Annotated in this window: 16 protein-coding genes; 9 read left to right on the top strand and 7 right to left on the bottom strand. The window is 63.3% G+C overall.

The features are described from left to right. Window positions 1–17: 17 nt before the first annotated feature. From BLQ61_RS12210 to BLQ61_RS12180, 7 genes are all read right to left on the bottom strand, one after another. Window positions 18–3,200 (bottom strand): efflux RND transporter permease subunit, encoded by a 3,183-nt coding sequence (locus BLQ61_RS12210; RefSeq protein WP_091570662.1) that lies wholly within the window; start codon window positions 3,198–3,200, stop codon window positions 18–20. Between the two features lie 23 nt (window positions 3,201–3,223). After that, the gene (locus BLQ61_RS12205) at window positions 3,224–3,565 is read right to left on the bottom strand and encodes a P-II family nitrogen regulator (protein ID WP_091570660.1); all 342 of its coding nucleotides are present in this window, start codon (window positions 3,563–3,565) and stop codon (window positions 3,224–3,226) included. 10 nt (window positions 3,566–3,575) lie between these two features. Continuing rightward, window positions 3,576–5,177: an efflux RND transporter periplasmic adaptor subunit gene (locus BLQ61_RS12200; protein ID WP_091570657.1), complete on the bottom strand. Its 1,602-nt coding sequence runs from the start codon at window positions 5,175–5,177 to the stop codon at window positions 3,576–3,578. Between the two features lie 3 nt (window positions 5,178–5,180). Next, a complete protein-coding gene (locus tag BLQ61_RS12195) occupies window positions 5,181–6,485 on the bottom strand; it encodes a TolC family protein (RefSeq protein ID WP_091570655.1) in 1,305 nt (434 codons plus the stop codon). A 752-nt stretch (window positions 6,486–7,237) separates the two neighbouring features. Next, complete coding sequence (locus BLQ61_RS12190) at window positions 7,238–7,591, bottom strand: DUF4148 domain-containing protein (protein WP_091570652.1); 354 nt, start codon at window positions 7,589–7,591, stop codon at window positions 7,238–7,240. A gap of 146 nt (window positions 7,592–7,737) precedes the next feature. Next, window positions 7,738–9,141: a heavy metal sensor histidine kinase gene (locus BLQ61_RS12185; RefSeq protein WP_091570650.1), complete on the bottom strand. Its 1,404-nt coding sequence runs from the start codon at window positions 9,139–9,141 to the stop codon at window positions 7,738–7,740. Beyond that, the gene (locus tag BLQ61_RS12180; protein ID WP_091570647.1) at window positions 9,142–9,825 is read right to left on the bottom strand and encodes a heavy metal response regulator transcription factor; all 684 of its coding nucleotides are present in this window, start codon (window positions 9,823–9,825) and stop codon (window positions 9,142–9,144) included. It lies immediately after the preceding gene. Window positions 9,826–9,982: 157 nt separating this feature from the next. Between BLQ61_RS12180 and BLQ61_RS12175 the strand changes: the two genes are divergently transcribed. The 9 genes from BLQ61_RS12175 (at window position 9,983) to BLQ61_RS12135 (ending at window position 18,116) form a co-directional block, all read left to right on the top strand. Then, a complete protein-coding gene (locus BLQ61_RS12175; protein WP_245704032.1) occupies window positions 9,983–10,318 on the top strand; it encodes a hypothetical protein in 336 nt (111 codons plus the stop codon). Beyond that, window positions 10,315–11,745: a TolC family protein gene (locus BLQ61_RS12170; RefSeq protein WP_091570644.1), complete on the top strand. Its 1,431-nt coding sequence runs from the start codon at window positions 10,315–10,317 to the stop codon at window positions 11,743–11,745. Before BLQ61_RS12175 ends, BLQ61_RS12170 begins: the two co-directional genes overlap by 4 nt. 16 nt (window positions 11,746–11,761) lie before the next feature. Beyond that, window positions 11,762–13,174: a multicopper oxidase family protein gene (locus BLQ61_RS12165; protein WP_091570643.1), complete on the top strand. Its 1,413-nt coding sequence runs from the start codon at window positions 11,762–11,764 to the stop codon at window positions 13,172–13,174. 33 nt (window positions 13,175–13,207) lie between these two features. Further along, window positions 13,208–13,705 (top strand): cupredoxin domain-containing protein, encoded by a 498-nt coding sequence (locus tag BLQ61_RS12160; protein WP_091570640.1) that lies wholly within the window; start codon window positions 13,208–13,210, stop codon window positions 13,703–13,705. Window positions 13,706–13,760: 55 nt separating this feature from the next. Then, window positions 13,761–14,105 carry a copper-binding protein gene (locus BLQ61_RS12155; RefSeq protein ID WP_091570638.1) on the top strand — a complete coding sequence of 115 codons (345 nt, stop codon included), beginning with the start codon at window positions 13,761–13,763 and terminating at the stop codon, window positions 14,103–14,105. A 73-nt stretch (window positions 14,106–14,178) separates the two neighbouring features. After that, a complete protein-coding gene (locus BLQ61_RS12150; protein ID WP_091570635.1) occupies window positions 14,179–14,664 on the top strand; it encodes a hypothetical protein in 486 nt (161 codons plus the stop codon). Between the two features lie 10 nt (window positions 14,665–14,674). Continuing rightward, window positions 14,675–14,953, top strand: a complete 279-nt coding sequence (locus BLQ61_RS12145) for a DUF2933 domain-containing protein (protein ID WP_091570632.1) — start codon at window positions 14,675–14,677, stop codon at window positions 14,951–14,953. 229 nt (window positions 14,954–15,182) lie between these two features. Continuing rightward, on the top strand, window positions 15,183–15,683 hold the full coding sequence (locus BLQ61_RS12140) for a c-type cytochrome (protein WP_091570629.1): 501 nt from the start codon (window positions 15,183–15,185) through the stop codon (window positions 15,681–15,683). 99 nt (window positions 15,684–15,782) lie between these two features. Then, window positions 15,783–18,116 (top strand): copper-transporting P-type ATPase, encoded by a 2,334-nt coding sequence (locus BLQ61_RS12135; protein WP_091570949.1) that lies wholly within the window; start codon window positions 15,783–15,785, stop codon window positions 18,114–18,116. Window positions 18,117–18,154 lie beyond the last annotated feature (38 nt).

Here is an 18,154-nt window from a genome sequence, read left to right as displayed (position 1 = left end):
AGCGCAGCCCAGTTCGCTTACTCCCCCGAGAGGGTTGGCACACCGGTGGCGGGTGATGCTCCAGTGGCGGACGAGTTCTGCGCCCGATGCCAAGCATGCGCCCACCGGTAGAGCACAGGCAGCACCAGCAGCGTCAGCGCCGTCGACGAAATGATGCCGCCGATGACGACGGTGGCCAGCGGGCGCTGCACCTCGGCGCCGGTGCCGGTCGCCAGGGCCATGGGCACAAAGCCCAGAGAAGCCACCAGGGCCGTCATCAACACCGGCCGCAGGCGCGTCAGTGCGCCTTCCCGCACTGCCTCGTCCAAGCCCAGGCCCTCCTCACGGAGCGAGCGGATGAAGGAAATCATCACTAGGCCATTCAGTACCGCCACGCCGGACAATGCAATGAAGCCCACTCCTGCCGAGATCGACAGCGGTATGTCGCGCAGCCACAGCGCCACGATGCCTCCGGTCAATGCGAAGGGCACGCCAGTGAACACCAGCAGCCCGTCCTTGACGTTGTTGAACATCGCGAATAGCAGCATGAATACTAGCAATAAGGCGATGGGCACAACGATCTGCAGGCGCTGGCTGGCGGACTGCAACTGCTCAAAGGTGCCGCCCCAGGCCGTCCAGTAGCCGGTGGGAATCTTGACCTTTTGCTGCAGTTGCTCCTGCGCCTCGGCCACAAAGGAGCCGATGTCGCGACCGCGCACATTGGCGGTGACGACGACGCGGCGCTTGCCGTTCTCGCGGCTGATCTGGTTGGGGCCGGGAGCGATCTCGAAGCTCGCCACTTCGCCCAGCCTCACATAGGTGGGCGAACCGCCAGCGCCTGGCAGGCGGATCGGCAGGCGCTTGAGTACCTCGATATCGTTGCGCTGCCCATCCGGCAGACGCACCAGAATGTCGAAGCGGCGGTCACCCTGGAACAGCGCACCCGCTTCCCGGCCGCCAATCGCGGTCGCTGCCGTAGATTGCACGTCGTCTAGACTCAGCCCCAGCCGTGCCAGCTTGGTGCGGTCGATCTGCATCGTCAGCATGGGCAAACCCGTGGTCTGCTCGACCTTCACGTCCGCAGCCCCGGGAATACCTTCGAGCACCTGCGATATCTGTTCGGCAGTGTCCTCCATCACGGCCATGTCGTCGCCAAAGACCTTGACGGCCACGTCGCTGCGCACCCCCGATATCAGCTCGTTAAAGCGCATCTGTATGGGCTGCGTGAACTCATAGTTGTTGCCCGGCACTTTGTTCACGGCCTGTTGCAGGGCGGCTACCAGCGATTCGGCGCTGCGCTTGGGGTCAGGCCACTCGGTGCGCGGCTTGAGCATCAGGAACGTGTCGGCCACGTTCGGCGGCATCGGATCGGTGGCAATCTCGGCGGTGCCCAGCTTGGCGAACACCTTGTCCACCTCCGGGAACTGCTTGATCACCCGTTCCAGCTCGAACTGCATCTCGATCGCCTGGCTCAGGCTGGTGCCGGGGATGCGCAAAGCGTGCAGTGCGACATCACCCTCGCTGAGGCTGGGGATGAACTCACTGCCCATGCGTGTGGCCAGCAGTCCACTCAACACGACGGATACTGTTGCAATCGTCACCACCAGCGGCCGATTTACGAGCGCCCAGTCCAGCATCGGCGTATAGCCTTTCTTGGCCGCCAGCATCAGACGGTTTTCCTTTTCGCCCACATGCTTGCCGATCAGCAACGCGACGGCCGCGGGGATGAAGGTGACGGAGAGGATCATCGCGCCGACCAGGGCAGCCACCACCGTGAAGGCCATCGGGTGGAACATCTTGCCCTCGACGCCGCTGAGGGCAAAGATCGGCAGGTAGACCACCATGATGATCAGTTGGCCGTAGACCAGGGGCCTGCGCGCCTCGCGGGCGGCGGCAAACACCTCGTGAAAGCGCTCCTCGCGCGTCAGGGGCCGGCCCGCCGCTGCCTGCGCATGTGCCAGGCGCCGCACGCAGTTCTCGACGATCACCACCGCGCCGTCGATAATGATGCCGAAGTCCAAAGCACCCAGGCTCATCAGATTGGCGCTGACCTTGTTGGTCACCATGCCAGTGAAGGTAAACAGCATAGCCAACGGGATTACGGCCGCCGTGATCACGGCCGCGCGGATGTTGCCCAGGAACAGGAAAAGGATCGCAATGACCAGTAGCGCGCCCTCGGTCAGGTTCTTCTTGACCGTGGCTATGGCCTTGTCGATCAAGATCGTGCGGTCATAGACGGTCTGGGCGATCACACCCGGGGGAAGGGTCTTGTTGACCTCCTGCAGGCGTTTATCCACCGCCTGCGACACGGTGCGGCTGTTCTCGCCCATCAGCATGAAAACTGTGCCCAGCACGACTTCACGGCCGTTTTCCGTGGCGGCTCCGGTGCGCAGCTCCTTGCCAATACCCACCTCCGCAATGTCACGCACGCGAATCGGTGCGCCTTGCACCTGACTCACGACGATGTTGGCGATGTCTTCGATGCCGGCCACCTGACCGGGCGCGCGAATCAGGTACTGCTCGCCACGGCGTTCGATGTAGCCTGCGCCCACATTGGCGTTGTTGCGCTCCAGCGCCTGCACCAGATCGGCCATGCTCAGGCCATAGGCCACCAGTTTGTCGGGGAAGGGTGCGACCTGGTATTCCTTGGCATAGCCGCCAATCGTGTTGATCTCGGTCACCCCGGGAACGTTGCGCAGTTGGGGCTTGATGATCCAGTCCTGAATCTCGCGCAGGTCGGTCGGCGTGTAGGGAGTGCCATCGGGCTTGAGTGCGCCCTCCTTGGTCTCCACCGTCCACATATAGATTTCGCCCAGGCCCGTGGCGACCGGACCGAGCGTGGGGGACAGGCCTGCGGGCAACTTCTCCTTGGCCTCCTGGATGCGTTCGTTGACGAGCTGGCGGGCAAAGTAGATGTCGGTGCCGTCCTTGAAGACCACGGTGACCTGCGACAGGCCGTAGCGCGACAGCGAGCGTGTCTGCTCCAGCCGGGGCAGGCCTGCCATCGCCGTCTCGATCGGGAAGGTCACACGCTGCTCGGACTCCAGGGGCGAGTAACCCGGTGCCGGTGTATTGATTTGGACCTGGACGTTGGTGATGTCGGGCACGGCATCGATGGGCAGGCGCTGGTAACTGAAAACCCCCAGCGCGGCCATGCCCAGCACAGCGAGCAGCACCAGCCAGCGCTGCTCGATGGCGAAGCGGATAATTTTTTCAAACATGGATTGTCCTGTGCTGTGCTGCCTCAGACGGCTTTGCGGCCACGCTCGCCGCTGCGGATGCGCACGACGTCGATGACCTCGCTCACTGCGATCAGGCCGTCTCCCGGCTGCCCGGTATGGGCCGCCTGCTCAATGGTTTGCACGATCGCGTCGACCTGTGCGTCGTCGCAATAGATCCACAAGATCAGACGCAGATGGTGGCTAGGCTCCCATTCATCGGCTAAGTAGGCGTGGCTGTGCCCACGACCGCGTGGGTGGCCACGTCCCTGAAAAATTGTGAAGCCCGGGAAATGGGGCAGGCGGTGTAAGGCGTCTTCGACTTTTTCCAGCCGGTGTGGCTGCAGGATGGCAGTAATTTGCTTCATTGCGGGTTCCCTAGTGGTCGTGGCTCGCGCCGGCCTTGCCAAGCTCGGCCTTGATCAGAAAGCTGTTCTTGGCGGCATAGCGCTCGCCTGACGACAGCCCTTTGACAACCTCAGTGAAACGCCCGTCGCTGCGCCCGAGCTCCAGCGGTCGCGCCTCGAACTGCTGGCCGTAGCGGCCGAACACCACGGGTCCCTTGCCCAGTGTCTGCACCGCATCCGCCGCCACCGCCACCGGCACGGCAACTTCGTCTGATGTCAGGTCCACGGACACCGGCAGTCCTGGGCGCCACTGTCCCTTGGCATTGCCTAGCACCAGTCGGGCGGTGGCATTGCGGCTCTGCTCGCCGATTAGCGCGCTCACATAGGACACCTTTGCACTCGCCTCGCCCTCCAGTGCCGCAGATTGGACCCGCGCCTGGTCGCCCACCTTGAGCCTCCCCACATCCTTGGCCGGGACGATCAGCTCAACCCACACCGTCGATAGATCGGCCAACTGGAATACGGTGCTGTCCTCCTTGAGCACCTCGCCGACGCTGATCTTCTTGTCGGTGATGACCCCGTCAATGGGCGCGCGCACTTCGTAGCGCGTAAGGCCCTGAGTGGACTCGGTGGTGCCCGCCCCAAGGCTGGCCATCTTCTGGCGCGCGCTTTCGGTGGCGATCTCGGCCTCTTGATAGAGCTGGCGTGCAGTCAAATAATCTTGTTCTGCGGAGATCTTGTCTTCCCAGAGTTTCTTTTCGCGCTCATAGGTCGTTCGAGCCAGATTCAAGCGCTTCTGTGCGGCCAGCAGTTCACCGCGCTGGTCGGCCAGCGCCTGGCTCGAAATCACCGCCAGCACCTGCCCGCGGCGCACCCTGTCGCCCGCATTGGCGCGTACGGACTCGACGATGCCAGCCAGGCGCGGGGTGACGAAAACGCTGCGATCCTGGTTTAGCTTCACCTCGCCCAGCAATTGCAGGCTGCTGCGGATGCGCGCCGGGCCCGCGTCGCCCAGTTCCACGCCGTTGCGTTGGAGTTGCTCGTCCGTCATCTGAACACGGCCTTCTACCTGCTCGAACTTGAATTCATAGGTCTGAATGCCGGCCTGCGCCTTGATTGCGGCCTTGAACGAGTGAGGCTCCTCGACGGTGGCTGAGCCCTTGAGATAGTCCTGCTGCTGGGCAAAACTGAACAGCTCCGCGGGGCGGCCAAGGCGCTTCAAGGTGACAGCAACCTGGGCCTGACTTGGGGCCACGGGCTTGCCGTCGTTGAACAGGTAGACACGGAATTCCGGCTCCGCACCCGTCTCGAAAATGGTCAGCTCAAGTCCAAAACCGTCCTGTACGAACAGCTTGCCGCCATGCGGCCCCTTGGCGGGGGCAGTGTCTTGGCCTGGGTCCTCGTGGTGTTCCTCGTCATCATGCCCGGCCTCATGCGCATGCTTGTCCTCGGCCTTCTGGTCATGGTGTTCCGCATCGGCATGCGCCGCGCTCTCGGCATGGCCATGGCCATGCTCGTTACCCTCGGGGGCGGGCTTGCCACTGCGCAGGATGGTGATGCCCAAGGCCACACTCACCACCAGCACTGCGGCAATGGCGATGGCTGATTTCTTGCTCTTCGTTGAATTGGTCATTGTTTACTTCTGGATGGGATCGGCCGCGCCGGTGCCTTGGCCAAGCAGGCGATCGATGTCGGCCGCGGCGCGATAAGCGTCGGCCGTGCTGCGCAGCACCTGCTGGCGCAGCTGGAACAGGGTGCGCTGGGCATCCAGCACGTCGAGGAAGGCGAATTTGCCCAATGCGTAACCCTTGACGGCTGCGTCATAGGCCGCCTGCGCGGTGTTCAGTACCTCGCCGCGCAGCAGCTGCACCTGCTGGCGCGTCAAGCGCAGCTTTTCTATGGCCGCGGACACCTCGGTTTGCAGCTGGAGACGGACTGCCGTTACCGTCTCCCGCGCCTGTTCTTCCCGGCGCAGGGCTTCCAACAAATTGCCTTGGTTGCTGTCCAGTATGGGAAGCGGGACGGATATGCCGATGATGACTTGTGTACGCCCCAGTTCCGCGGCCCGCTTTGCCCCCATGGTGATGGTCGGATCGGGAATGCGCTTGGCCCGCTCGATGTCGGTCAGCGCCTGGCGTCGTGCCACATCGAGTTGGGCAACTCTCAGTACCGCAGCCTGGGCCATGCGCTCGCCCACCTCGCTATCCGTGGGGATGGTGGGTAGTGCATCGGCATTGCCCTGGGCCCGTTCGAAGTTGAGGGTTGTTTGCCCCCAGAAGGCGGACAGGCGTTGCCTTGCCAATTGCAGCTCGCTCTGTGATTGGATCAGTTCGGCGCGCATGCCGGCCTCCGCTACCTGCGCCTTCGCCAGTTCCAGCGGTGGCACCTTGCCGGCCTGCAGCCGTTTGCTGGCAATGGCGCTGGCGTTGTGCGCCAAGTCCAGCGAGGCTTGCATTAGGACCACCTGCTCCTGGGCGCCCAGCAATTCGAAAAAGGCACTGGTCACGATCGCCTGCAACCCGGCCTGCTTGGCCTGCAGCGCTATTAGCGCCTGTTCGCGGGCACGTGCTGCGGCGGTAAGGCGGGCGCTGCGTTTACCTCCCAACTCGATCGGCTGGGCCCATTGCACCGTCGTCGCGCGGGTGGCGCTGCGAGTGTCTTCGACGAGCACGCCGATCTCGGGGTTGGGCCGGGCGCCGGCCTGTATCTCGGCGGCCTCCATGGCCTGCACTTCGAGGCGCGCGCTCGCGAGTTCGGCGTTGTGCGCCAGGGTCAGCCGTACGGCATCGCCCAGTGTCAGGGCGGGTATGGCGACGGCAATGGACGGTGCCGCCACCTCGGCGGGTGCGGTGGCGTTGCCTTGAGCACAGGCCCATGAATAGGGGGAACAAATTACCGCCAGCAATAGCGGTACACAGTAGCCTCGAAGGGGGCTTTGCATCGAACTCTCCAGGGTTGTGGAAACAACAAGGGGTGGTTCGGCGCGGCGTCTTCCCGCTCGACAGAGCGGGCTACCAGATGGGGCAGCGGATGGCAGACAGCGCGCCGTTCAGGCGCGGTGCCAGTTGGGGCGTTCGATGCGAGGGGGAATATGCGATTCATCCATACCGGCAGGCGCTTCGCATGGAGCACTAGGCGGCGCTGCCCCCAAGACACAAGGCATAGGCGAACCCGTCGCGCCGTAGCCGTGGTGGCAATGACAGTGGCTGACGTCGCAGACATGCGCAGTGCATTTGTCCTGCGCGTGTACGGTCCAGGGGCCGGCTGCCGCAGCCGATGGCGCTCTCGCAAGTTCCACGCTTGCGATCGCGCCATTCAGGTCGTCAAGGCCGGTCGTGGAGACTGTGATGGCCCAGGAGAACTGGGCTGCCATCATCAACGCAAGAAGGACAATGAGCCAGCGGCACATTTAAATTTCAGTCTAACGGCGAATGGCAGATGGTTTGTGGCTTGGATCAAACGAAGTTATTCGCGAGTGGCCGGGATCATGAATCGGGACGAATTCTAGCTTCGCCGAATGAACGATTTGGCATCCGAAAGATGACAAAGCTGTCACCTAGCGTTGTAGCTGGCGCCATCGGAATCGTTAAACGAACAGCGATTCGGAAAGCAAATCGCCGCGTCTGTACGCGGCGATTGGGGTGTCGTGCAAGACTGAGGATGCCCAACGAAATCGTCGTGCTGGCTTTTTGGTTAGCCGGCCGAGTACAGCAACTGCCGTGCCTCGCGTTGCGCGGCGGTCTCACTGCGCATCTCGTTGATCACTTGCTGCCGGGTCTTGCTCGACGCTGCCGGTGCTGCTTCTGCACCGCGCGGGTAATTGCTTTCGCCATAAGACAAGCGGCCTTGACGCATCGCGGCTTCGGTTTCCGCCCTGACTTGCTCGCGGGTCTTTTCACTCTTGAAGTGTTCGGAGTGAACGATCACGCCAGCTTCGTTGTTGGCAGGGTGCCAGTATTCCGCCGATGCCATTCCCGGCAGACCGAGGGCCGCCACAGTGGCCACGCTTGCGATCACGGCGGAGAGGGAGAGTCGACGCTGAGTCATGATAAATATCCTTTGTGGAGTCTCTGAGGTTTGCATCTCCGGCGCTTTGATGCAGCGGTGAGGAGATGTGCTCATGGTAGAAACCCCTAGCCAACAAAACCTAGACAGCCGGATGACATCTCCGACAGCTTTCGTCGTGGCAACCGTCATGCATGGGTCGCGCGATGCGGAAACACCAGGGCAAAGCTTGTATTCCCATGGGATGACGTCACAGTGACATGGCCGTCATGGGCTTGGGCGATGGCACGGGTGATGGCCAGGCCCAGTCCGCTGCCTTCGGCATCGGGATGCGCCCTGGTGGGGTCGGCCCGGTAGAAGCGGTCGAACAGCCTGGGCAGCATCTTGGGATCAATGTCGGGGCCTGTGTTTTCCACAGTCACCACCGTGGATTGCGCGGTGCCCGTTATGCAGACCGTGATGGTGCCGGCTTCGGGCGTGTGGCGCAGCGCGTTGGACAGCAGATTGCTGAGGGCGCGGCGAAACATCAGTCGATCGCCTTCTATGTCGCCGTCCCCTTCCAGCCGAAAGCGGATGCGCTTTTCCTCCGCGACGGCCTCATAGAACTCCAGCAAGGCTAGGGACTCCTGGCGCGCCGCAAATCGTTCCTTGTGCGGAAGGTCTACGCCGCGCTCGGTTTTCGCCAGGAAGAGCATGTCGGAGACCATGCGCGCCAGCCGCTCGAACTCTTCGGCGTTGGACGCCAGGATGTCGCGGTAGGTGGCGGCGTCGCGCTTGGCGGTCAGGGCCACCTGGGTTTGCGTCAGCAAGTTGCTGATGGGAGTACGCAGTTCATGCGCCAGGTCCGATGAGAAATCGGTCAGGCGCTGAAAACCCTCTTGCAGCCGGTCTAGCATGCGGTTGAGCTCTCGTGCCAGATCGGCCATTTCCACTGGCACGGCCTGCACGGGCATACGCTCGGTCAACTTCTGGCTGGTAACCGCGGCTGCGCGGGATCGCATCTCGCGCAGCGGGGCCAGTCCCTGGCGCGCAGCGAGCCAGGACAAAAGGCCGCACACCACGATGGCGGCGGCTACGTAAAGAGCCAGATCGCGGCGCAGGTCCCGCAGAAACTGTGCGTGGTGATCCGTATCGGTCGCAATCAGCACGCGCAATGCCGTCTGCGAATAGGCAGGTGCTGCCTCGAAACGCAAGGTGTGATAGATGCTGCCGCCGTGCTCCCAGGTACCGAACAGCTTCGTTCCCATCGCAGGCCCTGCCGGCGCGCTTTGAGTATCCGGGGCGAAGCCTTGTGATTGGAAGACAAGCTCTCCCTGTGCATCCGTGACCCGGGCATAGAGGCCATGGTGATAACTCAAGGCCTCGCCCAGGCGCCAACGTGCATCCTCCGCCGAATGGGTGTTGCGCAAGATCTCTTCGATCAGGTGCTGCTTGTCCTGCAGCGCGATGCGATCGAGTGCCACGAAATGCTGCCCGGTTGCGACCAGGAACATGACGCCCAGGCCGAGCACGACCGCTGCGGCCACCACGGTGAAGAAAAGAGTCAGGCGCTGTGTCAGCGGGAGCCTGCCCCAGCGGGCGCGCGCCGGCACTCAGGCCTCCTCCGGCACGTCCAGCACATAGCCCATACCGCGCACGGTCTGGATGAGCTTGACCGGATGGCCTTCATCGATCTTCACGCGCAGGCGGCGCATGGCGACCTCGATGACGTTGGTGTCGCTGTCGAAGTTCATGTCCCACACCTGGGATGCGATGAGCGAGCGCGGCAGAACCTCGCCATGACGGCGCATCAGCAGCTCCAGCAGTCCGAACTCCTTGGCCGTCAGATCCACGCGCCTGCCATTGCGGGACACCCGGCGGCGCAGCAAATCGAGTTCCAGATCGGCCACGCGCAGTGTGCTGTCTTCGCTGCCGGCATGGCCGCGCCGCAGGATGATCCGCACCCTGGCCAGCAGTTCGGCAAACGAGAATGGCTTGACGAGATAGTCGTCGGCCCCCAGCTCCAGGCCCTTGACCCGATCCTCCACCTGATCGCGGGCGGTCAGGAACAGCACGGGCATTTGCAGGCCCCGATCGCGCAGGGACTGCAGCACCTGCCAGCCGTTCAGGCCCGGCAGCATGACGTCCAGGATCACCAGATCGTACTGGCCGTGGATGGCCATGTGCAGTCCATCGGCACCATCGGGCACCAGGTCACAGCTGTAGCCCGCCTCGCTCAACCCCTGGCGCAGGTAGGCCCCGGTCTTGGGTTCGTCCTCAACGATCAATATCTTCACGTGCGCGCTCCTTCGGTGTGCTGCTACGAGAGTGTGCCGAGCTTGAGGCCGCCTGGCATGGAGATGACAAAAAAGTAATCTTCAGAACACCTGGATGAAAGCATGGGCCTTCCAGAATCTCCTCATCGTGGAATTTGAGACTTATCAAGAGGAGACCATGGCCATTTCCTTCCAACTGCCATCGCCCAGGGCGCTCATGCCGTGGACATTGGCGTTGCTTGCCACAGCCGCCTTCGCCCAAACCCCGGCGGATGCAGAGGCGCCAAAAACAGCACTGCCGACGAAGCTGCAGTACTCGTCTGCCATCGGCGACTACCGGGCCTATACGGATCAGCCGGTTCAGTCCTGGCAGCAAGCCAATGATCGCGTGGGCCAGATCGGCGGCTGGCGCGCGTATGCCAAGGAGATCAAGACGGGTGTGCCCGCGTCCGCCCAGGATGCGGCTCCTGCGAACGACTCGCAAACCAGTCATCACGGCGGAGGCAAGCCATGATGCGTTTGCGTGCCACGCATACCAAGCTGGCGCTTTCCGCACTCGGCCTTGTTGTGCTGACGGGCTGCGCCAGCGTCAGCCTGGATCAGAACACCAGCCGCGTGAATGACGAGGCGGGCAGCTTCGCTGGGGGCCAACTCGCGTTGGCCACTACCCAGGACGAGCGCAATCAGCGTGCGCAGGCGGCCCACACCCTGCTTGCGCAGCCATTGGGACAAACGCAAGCCGTCCAGTTGGCGCTGGTGAACAGCCCGTCCTTGCAGGTGTTGTTGGCGCAGGGCTGGGCAGAGTCCGCCGACGCTGCGCAAGTGGGCCGGATTGCCAACCCCATCTTCAGTTTTGAACGCATGACGTCAGGCCCGGAGCTGGCCTTGGCGCGTGCGCTTTCCCTTGGCTTGTTGGACCTGCTGACGCTGCCGTCGCGCCACGGCATCGCAAACCGGTTCATTGAGCAGTCGCAACTGCGTTTGAGCAGCGAAGTCGTGGATCAGGTCACCCTGGTGCGTCAGGCCTGGATCCGTGCCGTCGTCGCACAGCAATCGCTCCAATATGCCAAGCAGGTCTATGCCAGCGCGGAGGCTGGAGCGGAGCTGGCCAAACGTATGCAAGCCGTGGGGAACTTCAATCGCATCACCCGCGCACGCGAGCAGGCCTTCTACGCCGACGCCGCCACCCGGTTGAGCACGGCCCAGCACCAGGTCACCGCCAGCCGGGAGGAACTGATTCGTTTGCTGGGCCTGGATGAAGGCCAGGCGCAGGCGCTCAAGCTGCCCGAACGTTTGCCCGATCTGCCCAAGCAGCCACTGAACCCGCAGGCCATCGGATCGCAGGCCACCAGGGCACGCCTGGACATACGTCTGGCGCAGGCTACGCTGGACGTGGCAGCCAAGGCCCAAGGCTTGAACATGGTGACCAGCTTCACCGATATCGAGCTCACCGGGCGGCGCAACACGACTTTCGACAATGCCGGTGGTACCCGCTCCACCGCGCGCGGCTGGGAAATCGCGCTGCGCCTGCCCATCTTTGATTGGGGCGGGATGCAACGCGCGTCCATGAACGCGCGCACCCTCGCGGCGGCCAATCATCTCGAAGCCACGGTGCGCTCCGCAGGCTCCAACCTGCGCGAGAGCTATTCCGCCTACCGCACCGCCTACGACGTAGCGCGCCACTATCGCGATGAAGTCGTGCCGCTGCGCAAGGTGATCTCGGAAGAAAACCAGCTCCTCTACAACGGCATGCTGATCAGCACATTCGAGTTGCTGGCCGATGCGCGCGATCAGGTCAGCGCCGTTGCTGCAGCCATGGACGCACAGCAGCAGTTCTGGCTGGCCGATGCGGCCTTGCAGGCTTCGCTGATCGGGCGCCCAACCAGTACCCGTTTGTCAGCCGCATCCGGCGCGTCCACCGGCGGCGATGCCGGCCAGTGATACAGAAACGATTGCCATGACATCCAGAAGAGATTTTTTCAAGTTCGCCGGTATTGCCGGTGGCGCAGTGGCCGCCAGCTCGGTCAGCCGCGTGGCGATGGCGGCCCTGCCCGAACCGGTGATCCAGTCCAGCTCGAACACCATGGCGCCGGTCGTGCCCAATACGGGGCGACCGTACAACCCCGTGGTAACGCTCAACGGCTGGACCCTGCCGTGGCGCATGAACCAGGGTGTCAAGGAGTTCCACCTGGTGGCAGAGCCCGTGGTACGTGAGATGGCGCCGGGCATGAAGGCCCACCTGTGGGGCTACAACGGCCAGAGCCCCGGCCCCACGATCGAGGTGGTGGAAGGCGATCGCGTGCGCATCTTCGTCACCAACAAACTGCCTGAACACACCAGCATCCACTGGCATGGGCAGCGTCTGCCCAATGGCATGGATGGTGTTGCCGGTTTGACCCAGCCGACCATCCAGCCAGGTGACACCTTTGTCTATGAGTTCGTGGCGCGCCGGCCCGGCACCTTCATGTACCACCCGCATGCCGACGAGATGGTGCAGATGGCCATGGGCATGATGGGTTTCTGGGTCACGCACCCGAAGGCCAGGCATCCCCTGATCGACGAGGTGCAGCGGGACTTCTGTTTCCTGCTGAGCGCCTATGACATCGAGCCCGGAGCCGCGACGCCCAAGGTCGCGGAAATGACGGAATTCAATATGTGGACGTGGAACAGCCGCGTCTTTCCGGGCATCGACTCCTTGAATGTCCGCCTCAACGACAAGGTTCGCATCCGCATCGGCAATCTCTCCATGACCAATCACCCGATGCATGTGCATGGTCATGAGTTCGTTGTCACGGGGACCGATGGCGGGCCCACACCCAAGAGCGCGCGCTGGCCCGAGGTGACCACCGACGTGGCCGTGGGCCAGATGCGCCAGATCGAATTCGTGGCCGACGAGGAAGGCGACTGGGCCTTCCACTGCCACAAGAGCCACCACACCATGAACGCCATGGGCCACAGCGTGCCCACGCTCATCGGCGTGGACCACAGCGGCTTGGCCAAGAAGATCAACAACCTCATCCCGGACTACATGGCCATGGGCGAGCGTGGGATGGCGGACATGGCCGAGATGGAGATGCCCATCCCGGACAACACCCTCCCCATGATGACCGGCCAGGGGCCGTTCGGCTCGGTGGAGATGGGCGGCATGTTCAGCGTGCTCAAGGTGCGCCGTGATCAGAAGCCCGGCGACTACAAAGACCCCGGCTGGTTCAAACACCCCGAAGGAACGGTGGCGCGAAAGTACACCGGCCCCATCGCCGAGCCAGCGCGCTTCAGTGCCGAAGGCGGGCAGTCCATGCCGCGTGTGCGCAAGCCTGCGGCGCCCACCGAAGTCAATGTGCGCAAGCCGACATCGCACGGCGAGCATTGAATTTTGCTTTCAATCTTTAACTGGAGATCATCCATGAGGTTCACCCGGTTCACTGTTTCTCAACTCTTGGCCATGGCTGCGCTTGCTGCATCAGGGGCCGCGTTTGCCAGCGGAAACCACGCAGGTGGCCACGGCCATGACGATGGTGGTGAGACCGCCATAGGCAAACCCGGCGTGGCCGCCAAGGCCAGCCGCACGATCACCATCGAAATGAGCGACAACATGCGCTACACGCCGTCGAACATCCAGGTGAAACAGGGCGAGACCGTGCGGTTCATCGTCAAGAACGCCGGGCAGGTCAAGCACGAACTCAGCCTGGGCACCGAGAAGGAGTTGCTGGAGCATCTGGAACAGATGAAGAAATTTCCCGACATGGAACATGACGAACCCAGCAAGGTGACGTTGCAGCCTGGAAAGCAAGGCGAGATCGTCTGGCAGTTCACCAAGGCAGGTGCCGTGAACTTCGCCTGCTTGATGCCAGGCCACTACGAAGCGGGCATGAAGGGCGCCATCAAGGTGGGCCGCAAGTGATGGCCTGAAACCAGCACGTCAGCGCATAGCTCCATCCATTCACACAGAGGACACCATGAACACCATCAAAAACATTCTTGCCGTCTCCGCTCTTGCCATGGGCATAGCCATGCCCGTCAGCAGCTTTGCTCAAGCGACGATGGATCAAGGCAAGATGAATATGTCCCAGGCATCGGACTCCATGACCGATGGCGAGGTCAAGAAGATCGACGCGGACAACGGCAAGATCACCCTCAAACATGGGGATATCAAGAACCTGGACATGCCTGGCATGACCATGGTCTTCACTGTCCGCGACAAGGGCCAGCTTGCCAAGCTCAAGCCCGGCGACAAGGTGCAGTTCGTGGTCGTCCAGGAAGGCGGGAAGATGGTCGTCACCGACATCCAGTCCATGCGCTGAGTCAAGGCGCAACCGCACCGTGCCGCCGGCTGCGGCAACCTGCGCCCACTGCTCACAGCAGGAAGGAAACACCATGATTCACATTCGCCACTCTTTGATCGGCCTTTGCATCGCCGTCGCCTCCGTAGGCGTGTTGGCACAAGGCACGGACGAGCACAAGGATCACCACCCGGCGGACGCTACCGCCCCTGCGGCAAGCGCGGCGCCAGCCCCGGCGCCTGCAGCGGCACTGCCATCGCCGGGCCGGGCCATGAGCTCGGACGACATAGCCGTGATGAACCGGCAAATGCAGGCCATGCACGAGAAGATGGCCGCCGCCAAGACGCCGCAGGAACGCCAGGCATTGATGGCCGAACACATGAAAACCATGCAGGACGGCATGCGCATGATGGGGGCTATGCACGGGAAGATGGCATCGGGCATGCCATCGGCAGACACGGCGAATATGCAATGCGATCCGCAGATGATGGACAAGCGCATGGACATGATGGAGTCGATGATGCAGATGATGATGGATCGAATGTCCGTGCCACGAGCCTCGACACCCAGTACCAAGTAAGGGGGCCGTCATGACCCACGACCATGCATCCCATCCGCAGAGCGTGCAGAGCGGCGGATTCTGGCGCTCGCGCTATGCCCTCGGCCTACTCGTGTTCGGCGTCGTTGCCGGTTACCTTTTATGGACAGAGCACCGTGCCCATCTGGCGCAATGGTGGCCCTACGCCCTGCTGCTGGTCTGCCCGCTGATGCATGTCTTCATGCATAAGGGCCACGGTGGCCATAGCAGGCATGGAAGTGGCTCCGGCGCGCCCGACCGGCGCATCGGCCAAGACTCCAACGGGAGCTGAACCATGGAGCGCACGGGACCGTCATATGGCTTGTGGCCCCTTGATGGTGATATATGCCCGACTGACGCACAACGAGGAGTGGGAAAGCGCACGCTGTTTTGGACAGGCGTGGGAGAAGTACGCGCAGCAGGTGCCACGCTTTATTCCACGTGGAGCGCAAGAGGACAGCTTTGAGTCATACACATGACGACAAGAATATGGCGCGAGCATGAAATCAGGGGAGGCTGCGATGACGTTGAAACCGCTGGCCCTGTGGACTGCAGGAGCGTTGCTTGCGCTGTTGGTCGCGGGAGCGGGTTACTTCTCCCTGCGCGCCACCGACCGGCCAGCGGCTGCGCAGCACAGCCTGCGTCCTGATGATCCCCAGGTGCTGCGCATCGGCGAGCGTATCTACGCGCAGCAGTGTGCGGCTTGCCATGGAGCCAAGGGCGAGGGGCAGGCGGGCTGGCGGGATCGCGGAGCCGATGGCCTTCTGCCGGCGCCGCCTCACGACCCCAGCGGCCACACGTGGCACCACCCCGACGAGCAGCTCTTCGCCATCACCAAGCAGGGCTTGGCTCAACTGATCAATCAGCCCGACTACCGCACGGCCATGCCCATCTATGGTGGTGTACTGAGCGACGGCGAGATCGTGGCCGTACTGTCCTGGATCAAAGCGCAATGGCCGCCCGAGATTCGCCAGCGCCACGATGAGATCAATGCCCAGTACCGCAAGTCCTTGTCCCGATAGCCAACCGGTCGCGTGCCGGAGGCGTACACCGGGAAAGCCGCTTGACCTTCCCATGATGGCGAGGTCAAGAATCGTGCCCACTTCAAAAAAGGCATGGTCATGAACCATCACCCGCATCATCACGATCACGTCGGCGGCGAAGAGGCCTCGGCGGGCACTATCTACACCTGTCCCATGCATCCCGAGGTGCGCCAGGATCACCCGGGGCGTTGCCCAAAATGTCAGATGCACCTGATGCCCGAGGACGAAGTGCACGCCGGCCACCAGCATGCGCATGGGCATGGCGACGGTGCCGGCCAGCCATCGCCTGAGCCCGTTGCTACTCCGGCAGCGGTGCCCGCCGGCACTATTTACACCTGCCCCATGCATCCCGAAGTGCGGCAGGATCACCCAGGCAATTGCCCCAAGTGCGGCATGGCGCTGGAACCGCTCATTCCGCTGGATGCGGAAGACAACCACGAACTCAAGGACTTCCAGCGTCGCTTTTGGTGGACGCTGCCGCTCACGGTGATCGTCACAGTGCTAGCCATGTTCGGGCATCGCCTGGGCTGGTTCGACATGGCAGCGCAGAGTTGGATCGAGCTGGTGCTGTCGTTGCCGGTGGTGCTGTGGACAGGCTGGCCCTTCTTCGTGCGCGGCTGGCAGTCCGTTGTACAGCGCAGCCCCAACATGTGGACTTTGATCGCCCTGGGCACAGGGGCGGCCTTCGTCTACAGCGTCGTCGCTACGCTGGCGCCGCAGGTGTTCCCCGCCTCATTCGTGGCCATGGGCCGCGTGGCCGTGTATTTCGAGGCGGCGGTGGTCATCATCTCTTTGACCATGCTCGGGCAGATCCTGGAACTGAAGGCGCGCTCACAGACCTCGGCCGCGCTCAAGTCGCTGCTGGGACTGGCGCCCAAGACCGCGCGGCGTATCAACGCCGACGGCAGCGAGGAGGACGTGCCGCTCGCCCACGTGCATGTCGGCGACCTGCTGCGCGTGCGCCCTGGCGAGAAGGTGCCCGTCGATGGTGTGGTGACCGAGGGCCGCAGCGCGGTCGATGAATCCATGCTGACCGGCGAGCCCCTACCCGTGACCAAGCGCGTAGGCGACGCCCTAATCGGCGCCACGCTCAATACCAGCGGCGCGCTGGTCATGCGCTCCGAGAAGGTCGGCTCGGCCACCATGCTGGCGCAGATTGTGCAGATGGTGGCGTCGGCCCAGCGCTCCAAAGCGCCCATGCAGCGCATGGCCGACGTGGTGGCGGGCAAGTTCGTCTTAGTGGTGGTGGCGATCGCCGCCGCCACTTTCTTCGTCTGGGGCCTATTCGGTCCCGAGCCCAGTTGGGTGTTCGGCCTGATCAACGCAGTGGCGGTGCTGATCATCGCATGCCCATGTGCGCTCGGTTTGGCGACGCCTATGTCAGTGATGGTCGCCACGGGCCGCGCGGCCACGCAGGGTGTGCTGTTCCGCGATGCCGCCGCCATCGAGAAGATGCGCGAGGTCGATACGCTGATCGTGGACAAGACCGGCACGCTTACCGAAGGCAGGCCCGCTTTCGAGACGTCCATTGCCACGCCCGAGTTCACGCCTGCTGAGGTGCTGCGCCTGGCGGCCAGCCTGGACCAGGGCAGCGAGCACCCGCTGGCCGATGCCATCGTGAGTGCGGCGCGCGAGCAAGGCTTGCCGCTGGCCAAGCCGGTTGATTTCGAGTCGGGCAGCGGCATAGGCGTGCGTGGCATCGTGGAAGGCCGACGCCTGGCGCTGGGCAACACCGCGCTCATGGAGCAGGAAGGTGTCAACGTGGCGGCGTTGAAGGCCGATGGTGAGCGTCTGCGTGGCGAGGGCGCCAGCGTCATGCACTTGGCAGTCGACGGCCGCCTCGCTGGCCTGCTGGCCGTGACCGATCCCATCAAGTCGAGCACGCCCGAGGCCATCGACACCCTGCACGCCAGCGGCCTGCGCATCGTCATGGCCACGGGCGATGGTCTCACCACGGCTCGCGCCGTGGGTGCCAAGCTGGGCATCGACGAGGTACACGGCGAGGTCAAGCCCGCCGACAAGCTGGCCTTGGTCGAGAAGCTACAGCAAGAGGGCCATGTGGTCGCCATGGCTGGCGACGGCATCAACGACGCACCTGCGCTGGCCAAGGCCGACGTGGGCGTGGCCATGGGCACCGGCACTGACGTGGCGATGAACAGCGGCCAAGTCACCCTGGTCAAGGGCGACCTGCGCGGCATCGCGGCGGCGCGCCAGATTTCCATCGACACCGTGGGCAACATGCGCCAGAACCTGGCATTCGCCTTCGTCTACAACGGCATCGGCGTGCCGATCGCCGCCGGCCTGCTGTACCCGTTCACCGGCTGGCTGCTGTCACCGATGATCGCGGCGCTGGCGATGAGCCTGAGTTCGGCTTCCGTCATCTTCAACGCCTTGCGGCTGCGGAATGCATAGGCCTGGCCACGGGCTTTGAGGCTTTCAATGAAAGGCGC

This window comes from Oryzisolibacter propanilivorax, from assembly GCF_900103645.1.
Classification (GTDB): domain Bacteria; phylum Pseudomonadota; class Gammaproteobacteria; order Burkholderiales; family Burkholderiaceae_C; genus Melaminivora; species Melaminivora propanilivorax.
This window is presented reverse-complemented; position numbering and strand designations above follow the sequence as displayed.